Annotated in this window: 22 protein-coding genes, 1 tRNA gene and 1 pseudogene; 14 read left to right on the forward strand and 10 right to left on the reverse strand. The window is 72.4% G+C overall.

Annotation, left to right across the window (positions count from 1 at the left end; all coding sequences use genetic code 11):
- The 7 genes and pseudogenes from ABZ937_RS25810 to ABZ937_RS25840 all read left to right on the forward strand — a co-directional run.
- Positions 1-219 (forward strand): annotated as a pseudogene (locus ABZ937_RS25810) (NADPH-dependent FMN reductase); the annotation flags it as partial.
- A gap of 46 nt (positions 220-265) precedes the next feature.
- The gene (locus ABZ937_RS25815; RefSeq protein ID WP_361695683.1) at positions 266-679 is read left to right on the forward strand and encodes a nuclear transport factor 2 family protein; all 414 of its coding nucleotides are present in this window, start codon (positions 266-268) and stop codon (positions 677-679) included.
- 77 nt (positions 680-756) lie between these two features.
- On the forward strand, positions 757-1,155 hold the full coding sequence (locus ABZ937_RS25820; RefSeq protein ID WP_361695684.1) for a nuclear transport factor 2 family protein: 399 nt from the start codon (positions 757-759) through the stop codon (positions 1,153-1,155).
- 166 nt (positions 1,156-1,321) lie between these two features.
- Entirely contained in the window at positions 1,322-2,269 is a 948-nt protein-coding gene (locus ABZ937_RS25825) for an AvrD family protein (RefSeq protein ID WP_361695685.1), read from the forward strand.
- 32 nt (positions 2,270-2,301) lie between these two features.
- Entirely contained in the window at positions 2,302-3,321 is a 1,020-nt protein-coding gene (locus ABZ937_RS25830; protein WP_361695686.1) for a beta-ketoacyl-ACP synthase III, read from the forward strand.
- 57 nt (positions 3,322-3,378) lie between these two features.
- A complete protein-coding gene (locus ABZ937_RS25835; protein ID WP_361695687.1) occupies positions 3,379-3,627 on the forward strand; it encodes an acyl carrier protein in 249 nt (82 codons plus the stop codon).
- Between the two features lie 73 nt (positions 3,628-3,700).
- Entirely contained in the window at positions 3,701-4,462 is a 762-nt protein-coding gene (locus tag ABZ937_RS25840) for an HAD-IB family hydrolase (protein ID WP_361695688.1), read from the forward strand.
- Positions 4,463-4,512: 50 nt separating this feature from the next.
- Here ABZ937_RS25840 and ABZ937_RS25845 read toward each other — a convergent pair whose 3' ends face one another.
- From ABZ937_RS25845 to ABZ937_RS25865, 5 genes are all read right to left on the reverse strand, one after another.
- Positions 4,513-5,727, reverse strand: a complete 1,215-nt coding sequence (locus ABZ937_RS25845) for a transposase (protein WP_361695689.1) — start codon at positions 5,725-5,727, stop codon at positions 4,513-4,515.
- Positions 5,728-5,978: 251 nt separating this feature from the next.
- Positions 5,979-6,560: a TetR/AcrR family transcriptional regulator gene (locus ABZ937_RS25850; protein WP_361695690.1), complete on the reverse strand. Its 582-nt coding sequence runs from the start codon at positions 6,558-6,560 to the stop codon at positions 5,979-5,981.
- A gap of 147 nt (positions 6,561-6,707) precedes the next feature.
- A complete protein-coding gene (locus ABZ937_RS25855; RefSeq protein ID WP_361695691.1) occupies positions 6,708-7,466 on the reverse strand; it encodes a glucose 1-dehydrogenase in 759 nt (252 codons plus the stop codon).
- A 2-nt stretch (positions 7,467-7,468) separates the two neighbouring features.
- Positions 7,469-8,167 carry an HAD family phosphatase gene (locus ABZ937_RS25860; protein ID WP_361695692.1) on the reverse strand — a complete coding sequence of 233 codons (699 nt, stop codon included), beginning with the start codon at positions 8,165-8,167 and terminating at the stop codon, positions 7,469-7,471.
- Between the two features lie 162 nt (positions 8,168-8,329).
- A complete protein-coding gene (locus ABZ937_RS25865) occupies positions 8,330-8,989 on the reverse strand; it encodes a ScbR family autoregulator-binding transcription factor (RefSeq protein ID WP_361695693.1) in 660 nt (219 codons plus the stop codon).
- Between the two features lie 247 nt (positions 8,990-9,236).
- Between ABZ937_RS25865 and ABZ937_RS25870 the strand changes: the two genes are divergently transcribed.
- A complete protein-coding gene (locus ABZ937_RS25870) occupies positions 9,237-10,178 on the forward strand; it encodes a ScbA/BarX family gamma-butyrolactone biosynthesis protein (protein ID WP_361695694.1) in 942 nt (313 codons plus the stop codon).
- 46 nt (positions 10,179-10,224) lie between these two features.
- On the forward strand, positions 10,225-11,175 hold the full coding sequence (locus ABZ937_RS25875) for a helix-turn-helix domain-containing protein (protein WP_361695695.1): 951 nt from the start codon (positions 10,225-10,227) through the stop codon (positions 11,173-11,175).
- An 88-nt stretch (positions 11,176-11,263) separates the two neighbouring features.
- Here the strand turns inward: ABZ937_RS25875 and ABZ937_RS25880 are convergent.
- Positions 11,264-11,336 (reverse strand) — tRNA-Ala (locus ABZ937_RS25880).
- Between the two features lie 183 nt (positions 11,337-11,519).
- Here ABZ937_RS25880 and ABZ937_RS25885 point away from each other — a divergent pair.
- Entirely contained in the window at positions 11,520-12,068 is a 549-nt protein-coding gene (locus tag ABZ937_RS25885) for a DNA-binding protein (protein WP_361695696.1), read from the forward strand.
- A 67-nt stretch (positions 12,069-12,135) separates the two neighbouring features.
- A complete protein-coding gene (locus ABZ937_RS25890; protein WP_361695697.1) occupies positions 12,136-13,500 on the forward strand; it encodes a serine/threonine-protein kinase in 1,365 nt (454 codons plus the stop codon).
- A 14-nt stretch (positions 13,501-13,514) separates the two neighbouring features.
- Here ABZ937_RS25890 and ABZ937_RS25895 read toward each other — a convergent pair whose 3' ends face one another.
- The gene (locus ABZ937_RS25895; protein WP_361695698.1) at positions 13,515-14,840 is read right to left on the reverse strand and encodes a hypothetical protein; all 1,326 of its coding nucleotides are present in this window, start codon (positions 14,838-14,840) and stop codon (positions 13,515-13,517) included.
- Positions 14,841-15,093: 253 nt separating this feature from the next.
- The gene (locus ABZ937_RS25900; protein ID WP_003999697.1) at positions 15,094-15,222 is read right to left on the reverse strand and encodes a DLW-39 family protein; all 129 of its coding nucleotides are present in this window, start codon (positions 15,220-15,222) and stop codon (positions 15,094-15,096) included.
- A 349-nt stretch (positions 15,223-15,571) separates the two neighbouring features.
- Here ABZ937_RS25900 and ABZ937_RS25905 point away from each other — a divergent pair, with 349 nt between their 5' ends.
- Positions 15,572-15,943: a DUF6344 domain-containing protein gene (locus ABZ937_RS25905; RefSeq protein WP_361695699.1), complete on the forward strand. Its 372-nt coding sequence runs from the start codon at positions 15,572-15,574 to the stop codon at positions 15,941-15,943.
- A gap of 161 nt (positions 15,944-16,104) precedes the next feature.
- Entirely contained in the window at positions 16,105-16,884 is a 780-nt protein-coding gene (locus ABZ937_RS25910; protein WP_361695700.1) for a glycosyltransferase family 2 protein, read from the forward strand.
- On the opposite strand, the gene ABZ937_RS25915 is transcribed toward ABZ937_RS25910, so the two are convergent.
- Together ABZ937_RS25915 and ABZ937_RS25920 are read right to left on the reverse strand one after the other, a co-directional pair.
- Positions 16,865-17,074 (reverse strand): ferredoxin, encoded by a 210-nt coding sequence (locus ABZ937_RS25915; RefSeq protein ID WP_361695701.1) that lies wholly within the window; start codon positions 17,072-17,074, stop codon positions 16,865-16,867. The genes ABZ937_RS25910 and ABZ937_RS25915 overlap by 20 nt on opposite strands.
- An 83-nt stretch (positions 17,075-17,157) precedes the next feature.
- Entirely contained in the window at positions 17,158-17,631 is a 474-nt protein-coding gene (locus ABZ937_RS25920) for a hypothetical protein (protein WP_361695702.1), read from the reverse strand.
- 154 nt (positions 17,632-17,785) lie between these two features.
- On the opposite strand from ABZ937_RS25920, the gene ABZ937_RS25925 reads away from it, so the two are divergent.
- Positions 17,786-18,250, forward strand: coding sequence for a hypothetical protein (locus tag ABZ937_RS25925; protein WP_361695703.1), 465 nt, complete (start codon positions 17,786-17,788; stop codon positions 18,248-18,250).
- The last annotated feature ends 309 nt before the right edge of the window (positions 18,251-18,559 follow it).

The raw sequence follows: 18,559 nt of genomic DNA on the forward strand, positions 1-18,559 counted from the left end.
CTCGGCCTCCACCCCGGCTGGCACACCACCACCGAATCCGAGAACGACCTCAACCGCCTCGGCTACTTCAACGGCGCCGCCGCCAGCACCCCCGCAGACCTCCCCCCGCAGGACGTCTCCAAGGCCGACATCGCCACCGCCGAACACCTCGGCGAACGCGTCGCCCACCACACCGCCATCGTCCTCGCCGGCCGCGAAGCCCTCAACACCACCGCCTGACCCCGACCCGCCGGAAACCCACCCCCACAGGAGAGTTGGAACCACCGTGACCACCGCTGCCACGCGCACCACCGACGAGACCGTCGACGCCTTCTTCGCCGCCTTCGGCGCCGGGGACGGCCAGGCCCTGCTGGGCCAGTTCGCCGACACCGTCGACTTCCACGTCGGCGGCTCCCCGAACGTCCCCTGGGCCGGCTCCCGGTCCACCAAGGACGAGATCGGCGAGTTCTTCGGCCTCTTCCCGCAACTCCTCAGCGGCCCCGAGTCGTTCGAGATCACCACCCGCGTCACGCAGGGCGAGGACGCCGTGGTCATCGCCAACTGCGTCTTCGAAGTGATCGCCACGAAGAAGAAGTTCACCAACCGGTACGCGCTGCACTTCACCGTCACCGACGGCCGCATCGTCCGCTACCACATGTACGAGGACAGCTACGCGATCCACGAGGCGTTCACCGCCTGACGCGGGCCCTTTCCCGGCCGATCCCGGATCGCTCCGGTTCCACGAAGAACAAGAAGAACAAGAAGAAAGAGAAGCACATGTCATTCCCCGCCATGCCCAAGGCTGTCCACCAGTTCTACGAAGGCTCGCTGGCGGCGGACGCCGAGCTGTGGGGCGCGGGCTTCGCCGAGGACGCCCTCTTCTACGACCCGGTCGGCACCGAGCCGATCCGTGGCCGTGAGGCGATCCTCACCAAGCTGCGCAACGTGATCCCGCTGTTCGACCGGTTCATCGGCATCACCCCGATCGAGGCCTACACCACCGGCGGCGAGACCGCCGTCTCCTGGCGCGGCGCGGTGGTGACCAAGGACGGCAACCCCGTGAACTGGTCCGGCATCTCGGTCTTCCGGCTCAACGACGAGGGCCTCATCGCCGAGGCGCGGCTGTACTTCCACAAGGGTGTCTTCCAGGTGCAGGCACAGCTCGGCGCCCACTGAGCGCCGTACACGGGGACGCTCGCCCTCGCCACGAGTGAGGGCCGTACGCCCCTTCTGTCCGCCCCGGCGCAGCGCGCCGGGGCGGGCGAAAGCCACCAAATCCTGATGGGGGAGGATTCCGCACATGCAGGCCAACGGCCTTGTACAAGAGCTTCGGCTCGCGAGCGTGGACGACGTTCTGGGAGATCGGCACACCCGGTTCTTCGGAGAGGGTTTCAAGAGGGTCACCTACTCGCTGGACGACATCACCGTCGCCCCCGGCACCGGTGCGACGCCGGGCGAGGTGCACGCCACCGCCGGCATCCATCTGCCCGAAACCTGGTCGCGCAAGGGCGAGGCCCTCCAGCGGCCGCACCTGTCGACCCTCGACGGGATGCTCCTCGCGGCCCGGCTCACCGGTTTCTACGCCGCTCACACCCACCGGCTGGCGGCCGACGCGCACTTCCGTGTCCGCGACGTACGCATCAAGGCCGGTTCCCAGCCCGACGAAGAGGGCCTCGCCCGCTTCGGTGTGACGGCCCGGCACCGCTCGACCACGGCTTCCCCGGACGCCCCCGGTCTGTCCCTCACCACCATGGACTGCACGATCGGCTCCATGAGTCTGCAGGTCGAGGCCGAGCACCCGGCAGCGGACGACGCCGTCCGCGCGCCCGGCTCCTACGCCACGGCCGAGGAGCTCGACGGACCGTGGAACTCCACGGCGTTCGGCGTCTCGCACCACGACCGCAGCCAGTACCTGGAGGACGTGGTGGCGGACGTGTCCGCCGGCACGGCGCACGCCCGGCTCACCCTCGTCGACACTCCCGGCCGGGAAACGACCGAGGAGTACGGCCCCACCGCGATCGACCTGTTCGTCTCCGCGCTCCAGCTCGGGCAGGTGCTGCTCTACGAACTCGACGGGCTGACCCGTGCGGAATCCAACACGCTGTGGATGCGCAGCACCAGGTTCACGCCGAGCACCGAGGCCGAGGCCGAGCCCGGCGGCCGCTTCCGCGTGACGCTGGACCGTACCGCCCAGCTCCCCACCTCCGAGGGCACCTGGCGCACCGCGCGTCTCACCGCCGCCCTCGGCAGCACCCAGCTGACGTGCAACGTCGTCCACCTGCTGCCCTGAGTCCCGCTGCCATCCGCCAGAAAGCGATCACCGTGCCCACCACACCCGTCGCGCTGGTCGGCCTGGGCAGCTATCTGCCCCCGCAGCGCATCACCAACGAAGCCCTCTGCGAACGCCTCGACACCACCGACGAATGGATCACCACCCGGACCGGCATCCGCAGCCGGCACTGGGCCGGCCCCGGCGTCGCCACCGGCGATCTCGCCGTGGAAGCCGGTCACCGGGCCCTGAAGTCGGCCGGCCTGGAGGCCGAACCCGGCGCCGTCGACATCGTCGTACTGGCCACCACCACACCCGACAACCCGTGCCCCGCCACCTGCCCCGACGTGGCCGCCCGCCTCGGCCTCGGCCCCATAGCGGCCTACGACATCGCGGCGGTGTGCTCGGGCTTCCTCTACGCGCTCGCGGCCGCCTCGGCACACATCACCGCCGGTCAGGCGCGGCGGGCCCTGGTCATCGGGGCCGAGACCTACTCCACCATCCTCAACCCCGCCGACCGCACCACCAATGTCATCTTCGGTGACGGCGCGGGAGCGGTCGTGCTCTCCGCGGCGTCGGACGACACCGAGGACGGCCTGGTGCTCGACATCGATCTGGGCTCCGACGGCACCGGACGCGACCTGATCACCATCCCGGGCGGCGGCTCGCGCCAGCGCGCCACCACGTCGGCACCCGACGCCGACGACCGCTACTTCACCATGCAGGGCAAGCAGGTCTTCACCCAGGCCGTCAACCGCATGACCGAGTCCTCGCAGACCGTGCTCGACCGGCTGGGCTGGACGGCCGACCAGGTCGACTGGCTCGTGGGCCACCAGGCCAACGTGCGGATCCTCAACTCCGTGGCCCGCGGACTCGGCATCCCCGCGGAGCGAGCGGTCATCAACCTCGACAGGGTCGGCAACACCTCCGCGGCCTCGATTCCGCTCGCCCTCGCCGACGCCGCCGCCAAGGGCTCCCTCACGCCGGGCGCCCGTGTCCTGCTCACCGCCTTCGGCGGAGGTCTCACCTGGGGCGCCGCCGCCCTCACCTGGCCGGACATCGTCCCCGTCTGACCGACCCGGCCCCACCCCCTTCACGCAGCTGCTCAGAATCGAAAGGCGAACCCGAACATGAACACCTCGACCCTGCCGCTGGCCGACGTCCTGATCGACATCCTGCGCTCCGACTACGAGGTGCCGGAGAACACCGACGTGGACACCGACTTCGAGAGCCTCGAGTTCGACTCCCTCGTCCTGGTGGAGCTCGCCGTGGCGCTCTCCCGCCGCTTCGACGTCGATGTGGAGGACCACGAGCTCCAGGAGGCCGGAACCATCGCCGCCACCGCCGAGCTCCTGAAGTCCAAGGGCGTCCAGGGCTGACCGGATCGGTGCCTCCGCTCGACGCCGCGGCCGTCGGCGTCGAGCGGAGGCCCTACGCCTGACAGGAGAGACCATGAGCCCCCGACGCCTCGCGTTCTTCGACGTGGACGGAACCCTCACCACGGGCACCACGCTCTTCCGCTTCCTGCGCTACTACCTCGCGGCGCAGGGACAGCGCCCCGACGTGTACGAGCAGTGCCGGCAGCGGCTGAAGGCCATGACGGCCGTGGGTGTGCCCCGCGAGGCGACGAACCGCGCCTACTTCACCAACTTCCGCGGCGCCGACTCGACGGCCGTGTCCGACCTGGGCCGGGCCTGGTTCGAGAGGGAGCTGTCCCAGGGCGGCTTCCTCAACCCCAGTGCCGTCGACGCCCTGAACCGGCACCGCTCCCGGGGCGACACCGTCGTCTTCGTCTCCGGGTCCTTCCCCGCCGTGCTCCGGCCGATCGCCGAGCACCTCGGCGTGACCGATGTCTGGGCCACCGCGCCCGAGATCGCCGACGGCCGCTACACCGGGGAGCTGCTGGGAACGCCGATGATCGGCGCGGCGAAGGCCGACGCGGCGCGGCTGGCGGCCTCGGTCCACGGGGTGAGCCTCGCCGACTGCTCCGCCTACGGGGATCATCTGTCCGACCTGCCGCTGCTGAACGCGGTGGGCGCGCCCGTCGCCGTCGCGGGCGACCCCCGGCTCGACCAGCACGCGCGGCTGCACCGCTGGACCGTCCTGCCCGGCGCACCCGAGTCCCCGGAGATCCCGCTGGGCGAGTGCGCCGCGGCACGGGACGGCGAAGGCCCGGTCCGGCCGTGTCAGCCGGCGCGGGAAGGCGTCGCCTGACGCGGTTCCGTCAGCACCGTGCCTACCGCAACCGCACCCGGTCGCGGCCCTCAGCGGCCCTCTTGCAGCCCCAGCAGGCGCAGGCTGTGCGCGGCGGACGCGAGGGTCATGTGCCGGTGCCAGCCGCAGAACGACCGCCCCACGAAGTCCCGGGCACCCGTCCGGTCGGCACCGAGGCTCCAGTCGAGTGCCACCTTGCGGGTCAGCTTGGTCAGCTTCAGCAGGTCCGCCGGAGCGGTGTCCACGAGGTCGGACACCCATACCTCCGCGGGGGTCTCCTGCCCGGGGCGCCACTCGCCGAGGAGTACGAGAGGCCGGTCGTGGCCGAGTCGGGCGGCCTCGGCCATCCGGACCCGGACGGCGGCCACCCACGACGTGTGCACGCTGCCCGAGCCGCCCGGGTCGGCCCAGTCGACCGCGCGCCGTGCGGACTTGACCGAGTCCAGGATGCTCGCGGCCGGCAGGGGCCGCGTGCCGGACCGGGGCAGCGTGGGGTCGTCCGCGACGAACCAGGTGGTCTCGGCGATCCTGGCCACCATGGGCAGCCCCGCGGCGGTGAGGCGCCGGGCGGACTGCCACTCGGCGTCCGCCCGCAGATCCATGAGTACGGGCCGCGGCGGGCCGGACCGGTCCCGTGCCGCCTCCAGCACCGCGTCCGCCGCGCACCGCTCCATCGACTCGTAGGCGACGGCGGGCGGGATGTCGGCACGCCCGCGCAGCGCCGCGTCGTCGATCCAGTGCCGTGGCATGAACAGCTTCCAGTTGACGGGCGCGCTGAAGGCCGTGGAGGCGTACCACGCGCCGAAGGCCCGCTGGCCGTTCACGTACCGGCGGGCCTGGTGATCGAGGAACCGGTCCACGCCCACCGTGTGCTCGCCGTCCTTCGGAATGGTCACGGCGTGCAGCACCCATGCCTGCGGCGGGCACAGCCGGTCGAGGAAGCCGGCGTGCGCGGCGCGCATGGGCGTCCAGTCCCAGGTCGAACCGCAGATGAAGTGGTGGAGCCGCTGTTCCTCGTCCGGCCGGCCGAGCGAGTAGGCGAGGTTACGGACCGACTTGCGGCCGTCCGCGAGCAGCAGGCCCCGCAGATAGAGCTCACCGCGCACCCGCTGGTCCCGTCGGCTGAGGGCGGACAGGAGCGTCTCCAGGAGCTCCTCCCGGTGCCGTCGCAGCTCCGCGCTTCTGTGGTGGTCTCTCGGGATCCGTCTGGGGCCACGGCTGGTGTGCTGTGGGCGTGCGGGCTTCGGCTGGACCACGGTGTGCATACAGCTCCCCCGTCTCATGCGCCCTGGTTGTGCCAGGACACGACGTGGGAAAAATATAGAATACTCGTTTTGTTTTGGCCATCCACATCCGCCACGGGCCCCCCACAGGGAGGCTGGCGACACGGGCCGGCGGCAGCGCCGCCGCGAGCGCAGCCGAGCGTGGGGGAGTCGGCGACCGACGACAACGCCGCAGATGTGCGCGCCAAACCCCGCGACGCCGGGATGATCCGAAGGAATCCGAAGGACAGGGCCTACACCGCGCGCCCGGCGACCCCGCGCTCGATCAGCGGCCACACACGGGCGAGTTCGGCGCCGATGCCGGCGCGGCGTCCCGGCCGTGTGCGCGGGTACGCCTCGGCCGCCACCAGCAGCCAGCCCGCCAGGGCCACCACCAGCTGCGGCCCGCCGCCGGCGTCGAGTTCGCCGCGCGCGTCGGCCTGTTCGGCCAGTTCGGCAAGGCGCGGCATCCACGCCTCGTGCCAGTCGTCGGCGATGTCCGCTCGTTCGCGCGCCAGCAGGGCGGTCGCCCGGACGACGACGTCCTCCTCGAGCAGCCGCGCGAGGGTGCGCAGCAGGGCGCCCACCGCCCGCAGGGGGGAGTCGTCCTCCTCCGACGCCGCCTCCACGGCCTCGCGGACGGCCGCGGCGCCGGCCTGGACCACCGCTGCGGCCAGGCTGGTCTTGTCCGGGAAATGGAAGGTCAGCGCGCCTATGGAGACGTTGCACAGCTTGGAGATGGCCGTGAGGGTGGCCCCCCGGTAGCCCTGTGCGTCCATGCACACCGCAGCACCCCGGATGAGTTCCTCCCGGGTACGCGCCGCCCTGCCCTGCACCGCCGCACTCCCTCCTGGGGTCCTGCCCGACGGCCGGACCGACGGGCGGCCGGGCCCGTGCGGCCGCCCCGATACGGAAAAGTACTCCGAAACGGCCCCGTTACAAAGAGAGTGTTCTCTTTTTTCGCCGCACGGGCAGGCGCGCGATCAGTGGGTGGCGGTCGCACCCCCGTCGACCGGCACTGCCGCCCCGGTGATGAAGGAGGCCTGGTCACTGCAGAGCCAGGCGGCGGTCCGCGCCACTTCCACGGGGTCGGCCATGCGCTTCTGGATCGCGGCCGCCGCGAACGTCTCCTCCAACTCGGGCAGCTGCTTGAGGACTTGCTCCATCATCTCGGTGCGGGTGGCGCCCACCACCAGGGCGTTGACCCGGATGCCCCGTGCGCCGTAGTCCGCGGCGGCGGCCCTGGTCAGGCCGATGACCGCGTGCTTGGCGGCCACGTACGCCGCGGAGGCGCCGGTAGCCGCGGTGCCGGCGACACTGGAGGTGTTGACCACGGCCCCGCCCCGGCCGGAGGCGAGCATGGCCGGTATCTGATGCCGGAGACAGTTCCACACACCGCGCAGATTGACGTCGATGGTCTGCTCGTACGTCGCGTCGTCGATCTCGTGGAGCGGCAGGCCCGCGGTGGCGAAGCCGGCGTTGTTGAAGGCGGTGTCCAGGTGGCCGAAGGTGTCGACCGCGCGCTCGACCGCGTGCGCCACGTCCCCGGCCCGCGCCACGTCGCCGGGTACGGCCAGGGCCCGGCCGCCGAGGCCGCGTATCTCCTCGGCCAGCGCCCGGAGCGGCTCCGCGCGCCGGGCCATGAGCACGACCGAGGCGCCTTCGGCGGCGAACAGCCTGGCCGCGGCTGCCCCGATGCCGCTGGAGGCCCCGGTGATCATGGCGACTCGCCCGTCCAGCACGGTCACTCCCCCCACACGTCGCCGGCCGCGGCCTGGCCGTCGACCAGGCGCAGCAGGTCCTCGTCGATCCGGTCGAGGCGGTCGACGATGTGGCGCACGCCGGCCTCCCTCATCAGCTGACGCTGGAATCCGTGCTCGAAGGGGCTGGGGAGGCCGATGAAGGGAGTACCGAGGGACTTGGCGGCTTCGGCGACCCGGGCCACGTCGTCCACGAACACCGCCTGGTCGGACTTCAGGTCGAAGACTTCCGTGGTGATCTCGTGGACCCCGGGCCGGAAGTCGTTGGTGCACACGTACCCCGGCCCGTCGAAGAGTTCGGCGTGCTCCCCGAGGAACCGGTCGAAGTGAGCCTTCGGCAGTCCGCCGTAGCAGACCGTGCGCAGTCCCAGCCGGCGCAGGAGCCGCAGCAGTTCGACCGCGCCGTCGGCCACCACGACAGGATGGCCGGCGACATAGCGGTCGCGCTCCTCGAAGTAGGCGGCCAGCGCCTCCTCGCCCGACAGGGTGCCGCCCACGGCCTCCGCCATGCGCTGCCCCGCGATGTGCTGGGGCTGGGAGAAGATGGCGCGCTCCGTCTCGGCCGTGTACACCCCGCCCCGGCTGACGATGAAGTGGTGGATGACCGGGCTGAAGGTGTCGTTCAGCAGCACCCCGTCGATGTTGAGCGCGGCCAGTCTCAGTCTTTCGAGTTCCCGTCCCATGTTCCCCTCCCAGAAGTACGGTGCCCGCCGTCCGGGACTCCCGAGCGGCCTCGCACACCTGGTGGGCATGCAGGGAACTGCCCGGGCATCGTTGCTCTGGGCAGACGTCGGCAGCAGTCCCTGATCTCGCGGATCACCGGGCCGCCGCCGCGCGGGGCCCGGTCACGTCGAACTTGCATCCGGAAGACTGCCATAGACGGCCGCCTTCCCACGCTCGGGATCGATCGTGATGCGGACCGCGAGGGCAGGGACGGCGACGCCGGGGAGCAGCAACTTCCACATGCGGACGGCGCGTTGGGGAAGGTCGGCCCGCCCGCTGGCGGCGGCGGAGAAGAGCTGCATGCCCGTACAGGTCTCGACCACGAGCTCGGCCAGCTCCTTCGGGTCCACCCCGGCCTGCAGTTCGCCCCGTTCCACGGCCACGAGCAGGCACTCTTCCATGATGGCCGCCCACTCCTGGTAGGGGGTCGCGGCACCTTCCATGCCGAACGCGCTCTGCTCCGTGGTCAGGCGTACGCCGGCGCGCAACAGCGTGTCCGTCTGCAGCAGATGGGACCAGATCATGGTGGTGTCCACCAGTCGCTGGAGCCCCTCGGAGGTCAGCAGCGGGACTATGGTCCGGGGCTGGGCCTGCATGACGGCGCGGGCGAGGCCTTCCTTGGAGCGGAAGTGGAAGTAGAGGGCGCCGGAGGTCGCGCCGGACCGCTCGAGGATGCGGTGGATGCTCGCCCCGGCGTAGCCGCACTCGTCGAAGACGGCCGCCGCGGCAAGAAGGATCGCCTCTCGGGTCTCCACGGCTCGCTGCTGCTTCAGCTGTCTCATGTCGACTCCCCAAAAAAGAATGTTCACCACGCTACAGCTTGATGAACGCTTTACATGATTGACCCACATCTGCCCCGTATGCCCACAGAAGAGGCCGCCCTCCCGCTGGGGCGGCGCTCATCCTGTTGGCAACCTGTTGAAGATCTCTTTGCTCATGCCTGACCATACAGAAACAGAGTGATCTTTATGTTTATATGATCCTGGCCTCTCGCAAGGCCAGAGTTGGTCAATGCTAGGGGGAGCTCGCATGTCCAGTACCGGTCAGCTCGTGCCAGATGTCGGGGTCGGCCTTCCGGTCACCAGTGACTACGTCCACAAAGCGGACGCCTCGGAGGTCCTGCTCACGGAGTGGCGGGAGACGGCACCCGACACGTACCGCGTCATGGCCAACTGGCCGAAGGGACACCGCTTCTACGGCTCCCGACACGGCCTGCACGACCCGCTCCTCTTCGCCGAGACCGTCCGCCAGACCGTTCCCCTGCTCAGCCACGCCGCCTACGGCGTGCCGTTCGGCCACCGCCAGTCGTGGAGCAGCCTGAGCTACTCCCTCACCCCCGAGGCCCTGGCCGTCGGCGAGGACGAGGGCGAGACGACCGTCGACCTCACCATCGCCTGCCAGGACGTCGTACGCCGTGCCGGCCGGCTCGCCTCCGCGAGCATGCGGGTCGACATCGTGCGGGACGGCGTACCGGTGGGGACCGCCCAGACCCAGTTCGCCAACCACGCACCGGCCCTCTACGAGCGCGTGCGCGGGCCCTACGCCGACATCGCCTGGTCCACCGGCCGCGCGGTCCCCGCGTCACCCCCGATGGCCCACCTCCGGGTCGGACGCGACCGCCCGGACGACGTGGTCCTCTCCGCCACCGACGTCCCGGGACGCAGCCGGTTGCGGGTCGACCTCCGGCACCCCGTGCTGTTCGACCACCCCGTCGACCACGTTCCGGGCATGCTCCTCCTGGAGGCCGCACGCCAGGCGGCGCAGGCCGTGGCGTACCCGCAGCCCGTGACGGCCATCGGCATGGACGCCGTGTTCGCCCGCTACTGCGAGTTCGACGCACCGTGCTGGGTCCACGCCAGCCTCCTGGACCCGCCCGGCCGGAAGACGACCCGCGCGATCGTCTCCCTGGTGCAGAACGACCTGTGCCTGTTCTCCGGCGTCATCACCCTGCTGGAGACACCGGCCCGCTGAGCGCCGGCCGGCAGCACGCGGAAGCCAGACACCGACAGGAAGTGACATGCCCGTGACCGCGCGACCGCACCGGGTGGCGGTGCTGGCACTGCCCGGTGTCCTGGCGCTGGACTTCGGCATCCCGCTCCACGTGTTCGGCAACTGGGAGAGCGGGCCGTACACGGTGACGGTGTGCGCCGAGGCACCGGGACCGGTGCCGGTCGAGGGCGGCCCCGCGCTGCTCGTCGAGCACGGCCTCGGCGAACTCGCCCACGCCGACACGATCGTCGTGCCCGGCCAGAAGCGGCCGGGCACGACCTCGCGGGCCGTGTGCGCCGCCCTCGCCGCGGCCGCCGCTCGCGGCACCCGCACGGTCTCCATCTGCACGGGTGCCTTCGTGCTCGCCGCCGCGGGACTGCTCGACGGCCGACGCGCCACCACCCACTGGCAGCAGGCCACCGCACTCGCCCACGCCCACCCGGCGGTGACGGTCGAGCCGGACATCCTCTACGTCGACGAGGGCAAGGTCCTCACCTCGGCGGGCGCGGCCGCCGGGATCGACCTGTGCCTGCACATCATCCGCACCGACCTCGGGGCCGCGGCGGCCAACCAGCGGGCCCGGGAACTCGTCGCGGCACCGCATCGCATCGGCGGCCAGGCACCGTACATCGACCGGCCCACCCCGCCCCGGCGGACCGGCGCGCTCGACGAACTGCTCGCCTGGGCGCTCAGCCACCTCGCCGAGCCGCTGACCGTCGACCAGCTGGCACGCAAGGCCTGCATGTCCCGCCGCACCCTCGTCCGCCGCTTCCACGACGAGACCGGACTGCCGCCGCTCCAGTGGCTGATCAACGCCCGCATCGACCGCGCGCGCGAACTGCTCGAAGCGTCCGGCGACCCCCTGGAGGCCGTGGCGCGCGCGTCGGGACTGGGCACCCCGGCGAACCTGCGGACCCTCTTCAAACGCCACGTCGGCGTCCCGCCGAACATCTACCGCCGCACGTTCCAGCAGTCGTAGACCGCCCGCGGACGGCCCCGGCCGGCCACGGAAACGGCAAAAAGACCCCTCCAACCGCGTTTCCGCAGGTCAGAGGGGTCTTTCTCGGTGGAGCCTAGGGGAGTCGAACCCCTGACATCCGCCATGCAAAGACGGCGCTCTACCAACTGAGCTAAGGCCCCGAGAAGGAGCGCCCGGCCGGAGGAATCCCGTTCCGGCGGGTGCCGCAGACCAGAGTACCGGGTCACCCCCCGTATCCCGCAAAAAGATTGGGGGTCCCCGCGGATGACCACTCTCCGTAAGATGCTCGACGTGGTTCGCTACAGCGAACCGCGGTTTTTCAGGGGAAGCGATGGGGAGACGCAATGGACGCCGCACAGCAGGAAGCCACCGCCAGAGCGCGGGAGCTGCAGCGGAACTGGTACGGGGAGCCGTTGGGGGCGCTCTTCCGTAAGCTCATCGACGATCTCGGGCTGAACCAGGCACGTCTCGCGGCGGTCCTGGGCCTGTCCGCTCCGATGCTCTCGCAGCTGATGAGCGGCCAGCGCGCGAAGATCGGCAATCCGGCGGTGGTCCAGCGGGTGCAGCTGCTGCAGGAGCTGGCGTCCCAGGTCGCGGACGGCAGCGTCAGCGCCGCCGAGGCGACCGAGCGCATGGACGAGATCAAGAAGTCGCAGGGAGGCTCCGTGCTCAGCAGCACCACCCAGTCCACGAACAATTCCGGGGCGCCCACGGTCAAGCGCGTGGTCCGCGAGATCCAGTCGCTGCTGCGCTCGGTGGCCGCCGCGGGCGACATCATCGACGCCGCGGACACCCTCGCCCCGAGCCACCCCGAACTCGCGGAGTTCCTCCGGGTCTACGGCGCCGGCCGCACCTCCGACGCGGTCGCGCACTACCAGTCCCACCAGAACTGATCCCCGGGGGGAGCTTCGTCGGACCAGTCGGGCCATTCGTCGGACCAGGGGAGGAGCGGCGGCTGCCATGGGTGAGGTCTTCGCCGGCCGGTACGAGCTGGCCGACCCGATCGGGCGCGGTGGCGTGGGCGCCGTATGGCGGGCCTGGGACCATCGCCGACGCCGTTACGTGGCCGCCAAGGTCCTCCAGCAGCGCGACGCCCACTCCCTGCTCCGGTTCGTCCGGGAGCAGGGCCTGCGCATCGACCACCCGCACGTCCTCGCCCCGGCCAGCTGGGCCGCCGACGACGACAAGGTGCTGTTCACCATGGACCTGGTCGCCGGCGGCTCGCTGGTCCACCTGGTCGGCGACTACGGCCCCCTCCCGCCGGCGTTCGTGTGCACCCTGCTCGACCAGTTGCTGTCCGGGCTGGCCGCCGTCCACGCGGAGGACGTCGTCCACCGGGACATCAAGCCCGCCAACGTGCTCCTCGAAGCCACCGGTACCGGCCGGCCGCGGCTCAGGCTGTCCGACTTCGGCATCGCCATGCGGCTCGGCGAACCCCGGCTGACGGAGACGAACCTCGTGGTCGGCACGCCCGGCTACCTCGCCCCCGAGCAGATGCTGGGCGCCGAACCCGACTTCCCGGCCGACCTGTTCGCCGTCGGCCTGGTCGCCCTGTACCTCCTCGAAGGCGCCAGACCCGACGCCAAGGCCCTCGTGCAGTACTTCCTCGAGCACGGGACCCCCGGACCGCCCAAGGGCGTTCCGGAACCGCTGTGGCAGGTCGTCGCCTCGCTGCTGCAGCCCGATCCCGTGGACCGTTTCCGCACCGCCACGGGGGCGCGCAAGGCGCTCGCCGCCGCCGTGGAACTCCTGCCGGAGCCCGGCCCCGACGACGAACTCATCGAGATCTTCGACCAACTCGGCCCCCTGCCACCGGGTTTCGGCCCCGACGGACCGCTCCGGCAGGCCTCCGGCGTGGCGTTGGAGCTGGTCCAGGGCGGGGCACGGGAGCCGAGTACGGACGAGACGTCCGAACCGGTCCCGCCCGCCGCCTCGGTGACGGCGTCCGGAGAGGTCCCGGAGGAGGCGCGTACACCCACCCGCACCGGCTCCCTGTCCGACACCGGAAGCTTCCGGCTGCCGCCTCCCCAGCAGCCCCCGACCCCGGACCCGGTCCCCGTCCCGGCCCCGAACCCGCTGCCGTACCTGCCGCCGGCCCCTCCCGTCGACACCACCACCGCCGCGTACACCGCCCGCGATGCGCAGGTCCCGCCGTACGCCCCTCCCCTGCCCGCGCCCGCCTCCGCGCCCGCCCCGCGCGCACGGGGGCGCCGGGCGCGCCGCGCGGCCCGCAGGCCCGGGCCCCCGGCCAAGGCGGCGATCCCGATCCTGCTGCTGGCGCTCGCCTGCTACGCGGTCGGTTTCTGGGCACTGACCCGCATCTGAGCCCGGGGCGCCGGTCAGCGCCGTGACCGGGCCCGCCGGGCCGTCGCCGTCCAGCCGCCGAGGACCAGCAGCAGCGCGGTTCCCGAGCCGATCCCGCCGACCGCGACCAGTTTCATCGTCCGGTCGTCACCCCCGCCCCCGGTGCTCCCGGTCAGCGCGGCCTCCCGGTCCTGCTCGGTGACCGTGAAGACGTCCTGCGGCGCGGGCCGGCCGGCGTACGCGGGCCCGGCGTGCGCCTGGCCGTCCAGCCGGACCCGCAGGGTCACCTCGAACGGTCCTCGCCCGAACGTGCCGGCCAGCTGCGTGCTGAGGTGCAGGACGAGGTAGTAGTCACCGGCGAAGCGGACCGAGGTCACCGCGGCCGGAACGGCGTACCGGTTGGCGTACTCCACCGGCGGGAGCGGTGCGAGGGCGGCGGACTTCGCGGTACCGGTGTAGCCGAGGGAGGTGTCGTCGACGTAGCCGCGGACGGGGTTGTGGAGGGAGAGGTTCAGGGCGCCGCCGACATAGCCGCGGCCCGGGGCGCCGGCCAGGTCGGCGGAGGCGTGCAGCTGCCGGCCCCAGTCCAGCGGCACCTTGTAGAACCGGGTCTCGCCGGGGACGAGAGCGGTCCGCCAGACCCCTTGGCCCAGCGGGCGCGCCGTGGCGAAACCGGTGCCGCCGGAGCGGTCCCGGGCCCGGCCGGTGAGGGGCTGCGGGGTGGCGGAGTCCCAGGTCCGCGGCGCGGTGGTGGGGCCGGTCCGGGTGAGGCCCGGTTCGGTGGCGGGCGCGATCTCCAGGTCCCAGCGCGCGGCCGAGGCCGCCGCGCCTGAGCCCTCGGCGTCGAGACGTTCGACGAGCAGGTAGTAGGTGCCCCCGCCCTGGCAGAGCGCCCTGCCGGCCTCGCGCCGGCCCAGGGCCGTGACCGGGCGCGGGCTGAGTCCGGCGCCGAAGCGGGCGGAGGCGTAGTCGCAGGAGGTGCCGTGCGCGTCCCGGACCGAGACACGGATGCCGTCGGTGGCGGAGACGGTGGCGTCCGCCGGCGGTACGGCGGTGACCGGGACGTACGCCGTGTCCGTGGCGGCGAGGCGGAGGCGGTAGTAGAGCTTGCCGTTGCGCGGCAGGGAGCTGCGGTAGGTGTGGTGGGGGTCCAGCAGGGCCGCGCCCGCGGTGCCCTCCGCGCCCTCGACGGTCCGGTCGCCGGGCGTGAAGCCGTACGACCCCGGGCGCGTGTCGGCGGCGGCCGGGACGCCGGCCGGCAGGACGAGGGCGGCACCGAGTCCCAGCAGCGTGATCACGGCGCGCCGGGCGCCGACGGCCCGCCACCACGCCCGCCCCGACGTGCCCCGTCGCCCCCGCACGCGCCACCACCCCCAGTCGTCGGACCGCCGCACCGGACCACAGGCCCCATCCTGCCCCGCCCGCCCCTGCGCCATCCGGGCAATGGGCACGGCCGTCCGAAACGCCCGGCACTTCGGGCGCGCCCCCGCCCGCCTCGTCTACCGCACCGGGCGGGGCCCCGCAACACGGGAGAACCGCGGGCAACACCCGCGGGCAGCACAAGACCCCGGCCGCGAGAGCGGCCGGGGTCTGTTCAGATTCGGTATCCGGGACTCACGAACCCGTGGGCACGGAGTCAGTCGCCTCCGTCCACAGGTCCTGCTCGGCGCGATCCGCCTGGATCTGGCGGTACACGAGGAGCCCGCCGATGGCGGCCAGTGCGACCAGGAGCAGCTTCTTCACCGCGCGACCTCGTCTTTCCTTGACGTAGGGGACCTCTGGCGCCCGACTATACACACCGACCGATATCGATCGGTGACCTGCGTCGGGGCCCAACTCCCGCCCCCGACAGCGCAATAGGCCAGGTCGGACGCCTTTCGGGCCGGAGGGTGACCGCGCCCCCACGCACGGTTACTTTGCTCCCCCTTCGCTCACCCTCACCGGGATTTGGACACTTTTCCGCCCTCTTGCGGCCATCCGGGTGGTGTTGATCTGAACATCGACGCGCCACGGGCGTCGGTCCACCACTTCGCGATCCCCATACACATCATGAACAAAGTACGCAAATCGCCCAACCCGAAAGTGAGGGGCCATGACCAGGAACAAGGTCATGAAGCTGTGGTCCGCCATCGTCACCGCCTTCCTCGCGCTGTGCACGGCGCTCGGATTCGTCGCCGCGAGCACCGCGACCGCCGCCGCGGCCGGACCCCGGACCGAGAGCCCGCGCACCGGCACCGCGCAGCACACGGCCCCCGCGATCCCGGCGATGAGCCACTGGGCCTGGTCCCACGGCAGCGCACTGCCCCCCACGATGAAGCAGCGGATCCGGGCCGAGGCCCACGGGAAGTCCCCGAGCTGCCGCCACCGCCCCCTCACCGAGACGCAGTCGCCGGCACAGACGCTCACGGAGCAGGAGTCGGGGACCACGGCCCCCGACCACGCCGCGGTCTCCCTCGACTGCTGATCCCGCCCCTCCCGCAGTACCGCAACGTCTCGACTTCACGGCGACTTGCGTACGCACCAGTCGACACGGAAAGACCCCCGGCCGGGTTCGGCCGGGGGTCTCGCGCTGTATACGGATGCGTCATCCTCGTACGGCAACGACCCGCACCGCACGGAAAGGTGGTGAGCGCTGCCGTGAGCCGGCGCGTCACCGTAGTCACCGCTGTCCACGGCCCGTCCGCCCGGTTCCTGCCGGACGCGTACACCTCCCTGTGCGCGCAACGGCTGCCCGCCGGCTGGGAGTGGGACTGGGTCGTCCAGGAGGACGGCACGACGGACGAGGTCCGCCCGTACGTCCCGGACGACGCGCGCGTGACCTTCCGCCAGGGCCGGTCCGGCGGGCCGGGAGTCGCCCGGACCATCGCGCTGGCGCGCGCCGAGGGCACGTACGTCAAGGTGCTGGACGCCGACGACCAGCTCACGCCGGGCGCCCTCGCCCGCGACCTGGCCGCGCTGGAGGCGGACCCCACCGTCGGCTGGACGACGTCCCGCGTCCTGGACCTGCTGCCCGACGGCTCCACGGCCGGCTTCCCCGGCGACCCCGACGAGGGCCCGATCGCCCGCGGGACCGTCCTCGACCAGTGGAAGCGGAACGACTTCCGCGCCCCGGTCCACCCGGCGAGCCTGTGCGTACGACGCGAGCTGCTGGTCGCCCTGGGCGGCTGGATGGCGCTGCCGGCCTCGGAGGACACCGGCCTGCTGCTGGCGCTGAACGCGGTGAGCCGCGGCTGGTTCTCGGCGCGGGCCGGTCTGCTGTACCGCAAGTGGGAGGGGCAGGTCACCGGCCAGGCGGCACACGTCGACCCCGCCGAACGCGCGGCCCGCATGGCGGTCGCGGAGGCCCGGGCCCGCGCGCTCGCCGCCTTCGACTGGACCTATCCGCCTACTCCTCCTGCTCTTTGAGCACGATGGCCTGCGACGGGCACCTCTCGGCCGCCTCCCGGACCGCCTCGCGGACCCGCGGGTCCTCGGCGGACTCCGCGCCTTCGGGGCGCACGACGCCGTAGCCGTCCTCGAACGCGAACACGGCCGGCGCCCGGTGCGCGCACTCGGCCGAGCCGTAGCACAGGGAGCGGTCGACGGAGACCTTCATGCGTCCTCCAGCCGTCAGCGGTGACCTCCAGGACGTCCCTGCCCGGCGGACCGTGCGCCGAACCGGCCGTACGGTCGCGGTGGCTACCGTCCGCCGCCCGCGGCCGAGAGCCAGTGGGCCACCCGGCGGACCGTCGGCTCGTCGAGCCGGTCGGCCAGGATCCGTACCGCGTCGCCGTCCTCGGGGCTCAGGTCGTACAGGCCCGCCTTGCTCAGACCCGCCATGAGCACCTGGTGCCGGCGGTCCGTCATGCGTTCCGTGAGCCGCGCGGGCTCCGGGGAGCCGGGCGCGGGCCGCTCCGGGGCAGGAGTCCCGGCGGAGGCGGACGGGGTGTCGAAGAGGCGCCAGGCGCCGTCCTCGGGACCCCAGAGCGCGACCGTCACCTCGTCGCCGCGTGCCCGCACGGTCCGGGTCATGTCTCCGACGGCGTACAGCACCGGAGCCCGGTACGGGGACTCGGCGCCCGCCGTCCAGCTGTCCCGGGCGGGCTCGTAGAACATCGCGACCCACCGCGGCTCACCGGACGGTCGCGGGCACCGGGAACGCTGCTTCGCCATGACACTCACCCCTCCAGGAACGGCGGCCGAGCCGAGGCTATCTGACGCACCATCAGATGTGAACGCTCCTGTGGCCTCTTCACGCCCGGCATGCCACCCTGCCCGCGCCCGGCCCGGACCGGCGGGGCACGCGGTATCGATCCCGGGAGGCCGGATGACGGACCCACAGCAAGCGACGGTGTCGGAGCTGCGGCGGGTGCACGGTGGGCGCGCTCGCAGTGCCTACGGCCGGGCGGTCGCCGCGTGCCGGTACGCCGGTGTCGGGCAGGACGCGGCCGAGGTCGTTCCGAAGGACTCCGCGGGCCGGGCCGCCAACGCGCTACGGCTGTCGGCCGGCTCGCTCGCCGCCCTGGCCGAGAGCGCCCCGGACCCGGCGGCCGACGCCCGCTGCGCCCGCAACGCCGCCGCCACCGCCGCCCTGGCGGCACAGCTGGCCGCGGCCAGGGACGGCGGCCCCGCCGCAGCGGCCGCCCTGCGCGCGGCCCTCACGGCGTCCCGGACCGCCGCGGCAGCGGCCGGCGGACCCGCGCCGGGGCGGGACACGCCGCTGAACGCCGCTGCCGAGGAGGCCGAGCGGCGGGCCGTCGACACGGCCCGCGAGGCGGGCTGGCTCGCCTGAGTGATTCCGCGGTCCCGCCCGCCCGGCACCGGTCCCTCCCCTCGTGGGGACCGGTGCCGAACGGTGCGGGGCTGTCGACCCGTGCCCGGTCGGCGGTGCGGCACGGGTCGAAGAACGGGGACGCTTTCCTGGTGCGCGCGGACTCACCCGGCGGGCACGGCATGAGTTGACCGACTTTGACCGAGAACGTTCGATGCCATGGGCTGTCTCTCCGAGCGCCGAGCCGGTGGCCTGTTCGGACGGTATGTGACGGATCCGCTACCGGGTTCGGATCCTGCCATCTGCCGCCGCCAGCGAGGAGGTTCCGGT

Source organism: Streptomyces sp. NPDC046727 (genome assembly GCF_040645635.1).
In the GTDB taxonomy this organism is placed as follows: Bacteria; Actinomycetota; Actinomycetes; order Streptomycetales; family Streptomycetaceae; genus Streptomyces.